The 8,431-nt window shown below is 64.0% G+C and carries 10 protein-coding genes; 7 read left to right on the top strand and 3 right to left on the bottom strand.

The window, feature by feature from the left end; genetic code table 11:
* From EOA36_RS19135 to EOA36_RS19125, 3 genes are all read left to right on the top strand, one after another.
* Positions 1-424, top strand: a 424-nt coding sequence (locus EOA36_RS19135; protein ID WP_189553269.1) for a succinylglutamate desuccinylase/aspartoacylase family protein, incomplete at its 5' end; no start/stop codon positions are given.
* Between the two features lie 221 nt (positions 425-645).
* A complete protein-coding gene (locus EOA36_RS19130) occupies positions 646-2,835 on the top strand; it encodes an anthranilate synthase (RefSeq protein WP_127278958.1) in 2,190 nt (729 codons plus the stop codon).
* Between the two features lie 5 nt (positions 2,836-2,840).
* Positions 2,841-3,788, top strand: a complete 948-nt coding sequence (locus tag EOA36_RS19125) for a cation diffusion facilitator family transporter (protein WP_127278957.1) — start codon at positions 2,841-2,843, stop codon at positions 3,786-3,788.
* Positions 3,789-3,794: 6 nt separating this feature from the next.
* Here the strand turns inward: EOA36_RS19125 and EOA36_RS19120 are convergent, their stop codons facing one another.
* From EOA36_RS19120 to EOA36_RS19110, 3 genes are all read right to left on the bottom strand, one after another.
* Positions 3,795-4,181 carry a type II toxin-antitoxin system VapC family toxin gene (locus EOA36_RS19120; RefSeq protein ID WP_127278956.1) on the bottom strand — a complete coding sequence of 129 codons (387 nt, stop codon included), beginning with the start codon at positions 4,179-4,181 and terminating at the stop codon, positions 3,795-3,797.
* The gene (gene vapB / locus EOA36_RS19115) at positions 4,178-4,423 is read right to left on the bottom strand and encodes a type II toxin-antitoxin system VapB family antitoxin (RefSeq protein WP_127278955.1); all 246 of its coding nucleotides are present in this window, start codon (positions 4,421-4,423) and stop codon (positions 4,178-4,180) included. Before vapB ends, EOA36_RS19120 begins: the two co-directional genes overlap by 4 nt.
* Positions 4,424-4,489: 66 nt before the next feature.
* Positions 4,490-5,587 carry a hypothetical protein gene (locus EOA36_RS19110; RefSeq protein ID WP_127278954.1) on the bottom strand — a complete coding sequence of 366 codons (1,098 nt, stop codon included), beginning with the start codon at positions 5,585-5,587 and terminating at the stop codon, positions 4,490-4,492.
* A gap of 105 nt (positions 5,588-5,692) precedes the next feature.
* Between EOA36_RS19110 and EOA36_RS19105 the strand changes: the two genes are divergently transcribed.
* The 4 genes from EOA36_RS19105 to EOA36_RS19090 all read left to right on the top strand — a co-directional run.
* Positions 5,693-6,130 (top strand): DsrE family protein, encoded by a 438-nt coding sequence (locus EOA36_RS19105; protein WP_127278953.1) that lies wholly within the window; start codon positions 5,693-5,695, stop codon positions 6,128-6,130.
* Between the two features lie 69 nt (positions 6,131-6,199).
* A complete protein-coding gene (locus EOA36_RS19100; protein ID WP_127278952.1) occupies positions 6,200-6,985 on the top strand; it encodes an SDR family oxidoreductase in 786 nt (261 codons plus the stop codon).
* A 58-nt stretch (positions 6,986-7,043) separates the two neighbouring features.
* Complete coding sequence (locus tag EOA36_RS19095; protein ID WP_023770344.1) at positions 7,044-7,352, top strand: putative quinol monooxygenase; 309 nt, start codon at positions 7,044-7,046, stop codon at positions 7,350-7,352.
* A 68-nt stretch (positions 7,353-7,420) separates the two neighbouring features.
* Positions 7,421-8,431 (top strand): AbrB family transcriptional regulator (locus EOA36_RS19090; protein ID WP_145969218.1); only part of this gene is annotated, 1,011 nt, incomplete at its 3' end.

Below are 8,431 nucleotides of genomic sequence, written 5' to 3'. Positions count from 1 at the left end.
CGCCACCACCGTCGAATATCGGGGCATCCTCGATGTCGATGGCGCGCTCGCCTCGGCCGACGCGGCAGGCCTCTACCGGCTGCTGGCGATGCGCGGCGTGATATCCGACACCACCCTCCCCGCACCCGGCCCGTTCACGGGTGTCGCGGCGCCGCTGGAAAACATCGACATGATGCCCGCACCCCGTGCCGGTGCCGTCCTCTATGACGTGAAGCCCGGCGACCGCGTCGCCAAGGGCGCGCGCCTCGCCACCATCGTCCACGCACCGGGCGAAGCCGATGGCCGCACCGAAGTGTTCGCGCCGCAGGACGGCATCATCCTGACGCGGCGCTCGCGCCGCATCATCCGCGCCGGCGAGGACCTGTTGAAACTGGTCGGCGACAGGAAGAGCGGCGACGCCAGGTCGGGCACGCTGGAAGACTGAGCCTCCGTCGAATCCAGTTGCGCCGCCGCCCAATCGCCGCTAAGGGAATCGCCATGAACATGCGTTCGACCAAGACCATTTGGTGGTGGGCCTGCTGACAGCGGCCTGTTTTAACGCGTGCGCGTGAAAAGAGAGGTGGCCGCAACGGAATGTCCGGGCGGCCATTTGTTTTTTTCAAGCCATTCCCGGGTCCGTTGCCCAAGTAGCTGATGGAGACGGCAATGACGTTGAAGGTTCTGGAAAACGGCGCTGAAAGCTTCGTGACGGCGGGTGGCATCACCATCACCCGCGTGCGCCACGACCGGCCCTATGAAGGGGCGATCGACACTTATGTCGATGGGCTGAATTCCCGTCGGGGCGCGGTGTTTTCCTCCAATTACGAATATCCCGGCCGCTATACGCGCTGGGATACGGCCATCATCGATCCGCCGCTGGTCATCTCCGCGCGCGGCCGTGCCATGCGCATCGAGGCGTTGAACGGCCGTGGCGAGGCACTGTTGCCGGTCATCGGCAGGACGCTCGGCGGTCTCTCCGAGGTCACGATCGCCGAGACTTCGAAAAAGCTGATCCGCCTCGACGTCGCCAAGCCCGGCCGTGTCTTCACCGAAGAGGAACGCAGCCGCGTTCCCTCGGTCTTCACCGTGCTGCGCGCCATCACCGCTCTGTTCAAGACGGCCGAAGATGCCAATCTCGGCCTCTACGGCGCCTTCGGCTACGACCTCGCCTTCCAGTTCGACCCGGTCGACCACACGCTGGTTCGCAAGGAAAGCCAGCGCGACCTGGTGCTGTTCCTGCCCGACGAGATCCTGGTCGTCGACCACTATTCGGCCAAGGCCTGGACCGACCGCTACGACTATGCGGGCGAGGGTTTTTCGACCGAAGGCCTGCCGCGCGACCAGATCGCCGAGCCGTTCAAGACCGCCGATCGCATCCCGCCGCGCGGCGATCATGAGCCCGGCGAATACGCCAATCTGGTGCGCCGGGCGATGGACTCTTTCAAGCGCGGCGACCTGTTCGAGGTCGTCCCCGGCCAGATGTTCTACGAGCGCTGCGAGACGCAGCCATCCGAGATTTCGCGCAAGCTGAAGTCCATCAACCCGTCGCCCTATTCCTTCTTCATCAATCTGGGCGAGAACGAATACCTGATCGGCGCGTCGCCTGAGATGTTCGTGCGCGTCAACGGCCGCCGCGTCGAGACCTGCCCGATCTCCGGCACCATCAAGCGCGGCGACGACGCCATTTCGGACTCCGAGCAGATCATCAAGCTGCTCAACTCCAAGAAGGACGAATCCGAGCTCACCATGTGCTCGGACGTCGACCGCAACGACAAGTCGCGGGTCTGCGATCCAGGCTCGGTGCGCGTCATCGGCCGCCGCCAGATCGAGATGTATTCGCGCCTGATCCATACGGTCGATCATATCGAGGGGCGGCTGCGCGAGGGCATGGACGCTTTCGATGCGTTTCTCTCGCACGCCTGGGCGGTCACCGTCACCGGCGCGCCGAAACTGTGGGCCATGCGCTTCATCGAGCAGAACGAGAAGAGCCCGCGCGCCTGGTATGGCGGCGCCATCGGCATGGTCAACTTCAACGGCGACATGAACACCGGCCTGACCTTGCGCACCATCCGCATCAAGGACGGCATCGCCGAGGTGCGCGCGGGCGCTACATTGCTCTTCGACAGCATTCCCGAGGAAGAAGAAGCCGAAACCGAACTGAAAGCATCCGCCATGCTCTCCGCCATCCGTGACGCCAAGACGGGCAATTCGACCAGCACCGAGCGCGCATCCGCGCGCGTCGGCGACGGTGTCAACATCCTTTTGGTCGACCACGAGGACTCCTTCGTCCACACGCTGGCCAACTACTTCCGCCAGACCGGCGCCAATGTCTCGACCGTGCGCACGCCGGTGCCGGAGGAAGTCTTCGACCGGCTGAAGCCCGATCTCGTCGTGCTGTCGCCCGGACCCGGTACGCCCAAGGATTTCGACTGCGCGGCGACCATCAGACGAGCGCGCGCCCGCGACCTGCCGATCTTCGGCGTCTGCCTTGGCCTGCAGGCGCTGGCCGAGGCCTATGGTGGCGAACTCAGGCAGTTGCACATTCCCATGCACGGCAAGCCGTCGCGCATCCGCGTCTCGAAGCCGGGTATCATCTTCTCAGGCCTGCCGAAGGAAGTCACCGTCGGCCGTTACCACTCGATCTTCGCCGATCCGGTGCGCCTGCCGGATGATTTCATGGTGACAGCCGAGACCGAGGACGGCGTCATCATGGCCTTCGAGCACCGCAAGGAGCCGATCGCAGCGGTGCAGTTCCATCCGGAATCGATCATGACGCTCGGCCACAATGCCGGCATGCGCATCATCGAGAACATCGTTGCGCATTTGCCGCGCAAGGCCAAGGAAAAGGCAGCCTGACGGTAATGGCCGAAGCCGAGAACACCATGGCGATCACGGCGAGGGCCGCCGCGAAGCGCAAGGTCGCCACCCTTGCCTTCTGGTCGATCGTGATCGCCTTTGTCGTGCTCGCGCTGAAAGCCGCCGCCTGGTACATAACCGGATCCGTGGCGCTCTATTCGGACGCGCTGGAATCGATCGTCAACGTCATCGCCTCGGTCGCCGCCTTCTGGGCGATCCAGGTCAGCTACAAGCCGGCCGACCAGGATCACCCCTTCGGCCACCACAAGGCCGAGTATTTCTCGGCCGTGCTCGAAGGCGTACTGATCGTGCTCGCGGCGCTTTTGATCCTGAACGAAGTCTGGCGCTCCTGGCAGGCGCCGGCTCCGCTCGAACAGCCTTGGAAAGGCCTTGCCGTCAACGGCGTCGCCACCGTCATCAATGCCTTCTGGGCCTGGGCGCTGATCCGCGTGGGCCGAGCCGAAAAGTCACCGGCGCTGGTCGCCGACGGCAATCACATCATGACCGATGTGGTAACCTCGATCGGCGTCTTCGGCGGCTTGGTCGGAGCAATCCTGACTGGCTGGCAAATCCTCGACCCGGCACTGGCCGTCATCGTCGCGCTCAACATCCTGTGGCAGGGCTGGCATGTCATCGGCTCGTCGATGAACGGCCTGATGGACCGGGCCGTCGGCACGGCGGAGCACATGCGCATCCGCGACATCATCTCGGCCAATTGCAAAGGCGCGATGGAGGTGCACGACCTCAAGACCCGCATCGCCGGCCGCGCCACCTTCATCGAATTCCATCTGGTCGTCGACGCCGACATGTCGGTCGGTGCCAGCCACGTCATCTGCGATCGCATCGAGGACGCGCTGAAGGCCGAACTCCCTTCGGTGCGGGTGACCATCCATGTCGAGCCGGATGATGAGGCAAAACTGCCCAAGGGTACGACGGCGGTGCCGTTCGCCTGAGGCGGTTCACCAAGTCTCGATTGAGAGGCCGTTGATGCGCTCGAATTCCCGGACGTTGCGGGTGATCAGAATGAGGCTTCTAGCGCGCGCCTGCCCGCCAATGAGCGCATCATAGGGGCCAATTGGCGTCCCCAACGCTGCAAGCGTTGCCCGAATCTCTCCGGCATGCCTCGCGTCCTCTCGATCGAATTCAAGCACCGGGAATTGCAAAGCTTCGATGCGCGCCAGATTTTCAGCTCTTCTCTGGCTCCTTTCGGCACCATAGTACAGTTCATGTGCCACGATCGCCGAAAGCGCAAAATCCTGCGGCGTGTGCTGTTTCAGAAGCGCGAGTAGACTCGCGTCACCTTTGATGACGGCAATAACGGCGTTGGTATCAAGCAGATAGATCACTTGAAGATGTCGTCCAAGGCAGGTCTATCCTGCCCCTCCTGCCGTTCCAGCGCCGCTTCGACAAAATCCTCGTCGACTGGTCCGATCACCTGGTCAAGCCACGCCCAATCCTGCACGAGTGGCTCAAGTATGACAGTATGCCCATGGCGACGGATCGAAACCTCGTCCGTTTCGAAACGAAACTCTTTGGGCAGACGCACAGCTTGTGACCGGCCCGACCAGAACACCTTTGCCTTGTCCATCATGCCATCCTCAAATGAGATATAGCAAAGATATATCCCTTCGCGGCATTGTAGACAAGCCCGTGCTCACGGCGCACAAGCCGATTGTGGCATCGCCTGCAGCCGATAGACCTTGTCATCCGACTTCGTCTTGCCGTCGGCGGCTTTCGAGCACAGGTCGACGATTGCAATGCTGCTGTTGGGATTGGCCAGCATGATGGTTCCGTTGGCGCCGCGCTTGAGGAAGATTTCCTTTTGCGCGATGTCGCAGGAGAAATCGCTCATCTTGGCGCTCGCCGCGCAGCGCCACTGGTCGGCCTCGCCCTGGCAGGAATAGGTCTGCGTGACCTTGGCCCCCTTCTGCCGCGTGGTGACCGAGATGGCGATGTCGGCGCCGTCGGGCCAGTTCGCGATATCGCCGCCGGAAGCGAAGGATGCCAGTTCAACCGGTCCGCGGAACACCCGGATCGACTGCGTCAACTGGTCGGGATGCGAACTCATATGCGCGGCGTCATAGTCGTGCCCGTAGCAGAAGGCCTGATCGGGTTTGAACCGCTCGCGCAGTGGCGGCCCAAGCGCCGGGTCGATCGGATCGATGCGTGCGAACTCGGCCTTGCAGGTCGCCGCCGGCATCGGGTCGAGGCGAAAATTGTCGTCCTCCGAACCGAGCGCCTGCCTGACATATTCCGCCTTGCCGAGCTGCTCCTCCGAATCCGGATCGAGGTAGATATCGGAAGACAGGTCCGACAGGATCAGCCGGCCCTTGTCGTCGACCTTCAGCGACGCCAGCGTACGGTCGCAATCCATGCCGCAGCGGATCGGGCCCGATTTGTCGTCCTCGGACTCGTGATTGCACCAGCCGCCGGCCCATTCCGGCGCCTTGGCGCCACGCACCGTGGTGGTGAGGAAACCATTGTAGGACGTATCGGAATTCGCGCTCGGTTCCTCATTCGGACGGCTGACCGGATCATGGCCGTAGTAGAAGAAGATCCGCGCCACTTTCTGCTTCGGATGCGCCTTGAGGTGCGCCGCGTCATAGACCCGGCCGAAACAGGCGTCCGCCCCGTTGGGGCTGAGTTCGGTGAGCTTGAGCGTATCATCGGCAAAAGCAGAACCCACAAGTCCGCCAAGCAGTGCGGCGCCAAGTCCGGCGCCGGCGAACGTCTTCCATTCCCAGAACGCCATGTGCCCCCCTCCTCCGCCTCGACAGGACGTAAGGTCAATTTATGCTAGTATTGCGGCAGCGGCCACGCAAATTGCGCTGCGCCGGCAAGCCAGGGAGGGGACGCCATGCGCCGACGTGACATGTTCCGGGCGGTTCTCGCCGGAGCCGGAACGCTTCTCGGCCTGCGGGCGGTCCGGGCGGCAACCACCGAGCCTGCCAGGCTGAAGGTCGTCTATCACCTCAGCGACCTCGACAAGGTCAATTTCGTGCTTGGCAACATCAAGAACCACTATGAGGGCACCGGCGGCAACGTCGAGATCGCGCTGGTCGTGCATGGTCCAGCCCTTGCCGGCTTCAAGTCGAAGGGCATATCGGCGGCGATTTCGGGTCGCTTTGCCGGTCTTGTCCAGCAAGGGCTCGACCCGCATGCCTGCGGCAACACCATGCGCGGCATGGATATTACGCTCGCCGACCTGCTCGACGGCTTCCATGCCGCCGACCAAGGCGGCGTCGTCAAGCTCGCCGAATTGCAAAGCCAGGGCTATGTCTATCTCAGGCCTTGAAGCGGCACCGCCTCGAATGCAAGGGTGGCAAGACCCGCCAACAATATCGGAATCCCCGGAGGAACAGCAGTGCCAGAGACAGCCCTTGGTCTTGTCATCCCCGATCTCGCCGGCAAGGCGGTGCTGGTCACAGGCGCCTCGACCGGCATCGGCGCGGCGCTCGCGCTCGCCTATGCCGAGCAGAAATGCAGGGTGGCGCTGCACTACAATTCCAGCCGCGACGCCGCCGAGAAACTCGGCCAGACCATTCGCGACCGCGGCGGCGAGGTCTTCCTCGTCCAGGGCGATTTTTCTCTTCCCGCCGATGTCGAGCGCGTCGTCGAGGACAGCGCGCGACATTTCGGCCGCCTCGACGGGCTGGTCAACAATGCCGGCGGCATGCTTGGCCGCATCCCCTATGCCGAGCAGACCGAGGCGCATTACGACGCGGTGATGGATCTCAACGCCCGCTCGGTGCTGACCGCCTCGCGCAAGGCGATGCCATGGCTGAAGAAACAGGGCGGCTTCATCGTCAACACCTCGTCGATCGCCGCGCGCAATGGCGCCGGCGGCGGCGCCGGCCTTTACGGCTCGGCCAAGGCCTTCGTCTCCAACGTCACGCGCGGCATGGCCAAGGAACTGATCGGCTTCGGCATTCGCGTCAACGCCGTGGCGCCGGGCACCATCCTCACTCCCTTCCACGAACGCTATTCGACCGACGAGCAGATGAAGGGCATGGTCGCCACCATTCCGCAGGGCCGCGCCGGCACGGCGCAAGATTGCGTCGGCGCCTATCTGTTCCTCTCATCGGACCTGTTGAGCGGCTACATCACGGGCCAGGTGATCGAGGTCAATGGCGGCCAGTTGATGCCTTGACCAGCGACCGGCATACTGGACACACTCCTTTCGCGCCAACCCTGGGGGAGACGACGACATGTACGGACTGATCGGCAAGATGCGGGCGGCGCGCGGCCAACGCGACGCTGTCATGACTGTGCTGCGCGAGAGCACCGGCGCCCTGCCCGGCTGCCTGAGCTATATCATCGCCACCGACCCGGCCGACGCCGACGCGATCTGGGTGACCGAAGTGTGGACCGATCAGGCAAGCCACAAGGCCTCGCTGCAGCTTCCGGAAGTCCAGGCGGCCATCGCCAAGGCGCGGCCCTTCATCGGCGGCTTCGAGTTCCAGGTGGAGACGCATCCCGTCGGCGGCTTTGGGTTGGCTGAGGCCAAAACCGGCTGAGGCGCCGGGACCTGCTTTTCCGGTACGCCGGGGTTCGCATTTTTCGCATCCCGGTCTAAGACCAGAGCATGGATTCCGCGGCCGAGCAGCCACCTCCCGACCAGCCCGCCGTCGAGCGCATGACGCGGCTGGGCAAGCCTTGGCAATGGCTGATCCTGCTGGTTATCTCCGCGCTGTTTGCCGGTGCGCTGGAACTCGCCGCCTTGCCGGCGGCGCTGCTGATCGGACCGATGCTGGCGGCCATCGTCGCCGGCACCAATGGCGCCACGGTGCGTGTGCCGCGCCTTCTGTTCGGCTCCGCCCAGGCTATCGTCGGCTGCCTCGTCGCGGCTTCGATCTCGGCCGATATCTTTCCGGTCTTCTACAAGGAATGGCCGCTGTTCCTCGGCGTGGTGATCGCCACGGTCGCGGCCTCCAGCCTGCTTGGCTGGCTGATCAGCCGCTGGCGCATCCTGCCCGGCACCACCGCCGTCTGGGGCTCTTCGCCGGGGGCGGCTACCGCCATGGTGCTGATGGCCGGCGCCTTTGGCGCCGACCAGCGCCTTGTCGCCTTCATGCAGTATCTGCGCGTCATCTTCGTGTCGATGACGGCGGCCCTCGTCGCCAAGATGTGGGTCGACACCTCGGGCATCGAGGTCCCGGCCATCGTCTGGTTCCCCGAGATCGATCCGCAACCATTCGCCGCCACGATCGGCATGGCAATCATCGGCGGCCTGGCCGGCAGGCTTTGCCGGCTGCCCTCGCCCTTCTTCCTCGGCAGCTTCATTTTCGGCACCATCATCCATCTCGGTCTCGGGGTGCCGATGCAATTGCCGCAATGGCTGCTGGCGCTCAGTTACGCGATGGTCGGCTGGTCGATTGGCCTGAACTTCACCAGGCCGATCCTGCGCCATGCGGCGCGCGCGCTGCCGCAGATCATCGCTTCGATCGTCGCGCTGATCGCCTTTTGCGGCGGCCTTGCCTTTCTCATCAGCCGTCTCGCCGGCGTCGACCCGCTGACCGCCTACCTGGCGACCAGCCCCGGCGGCATGGACAGCGTCGCCATCATCGCCGCCGCCGCGCACAGCGTCGACATCTCC

Source organism: Mesorhizobium sp. M8A.F.Ca.ET.021.01.1.1 (genome assembly GCF_003998025.1).
In the GTDB taxonomy this organism is placed as follows: Bacteria; Pseudomonadota; Alphaproteobacteria; order Rhizobiales; family Rhizobiaceae; genus Mesorhizobium.
The sequence above is the reverse complement of the archived record's forward strand: the minus strand, read 5'-3'. Positions and strand labels throughout refer to the sequence as shown.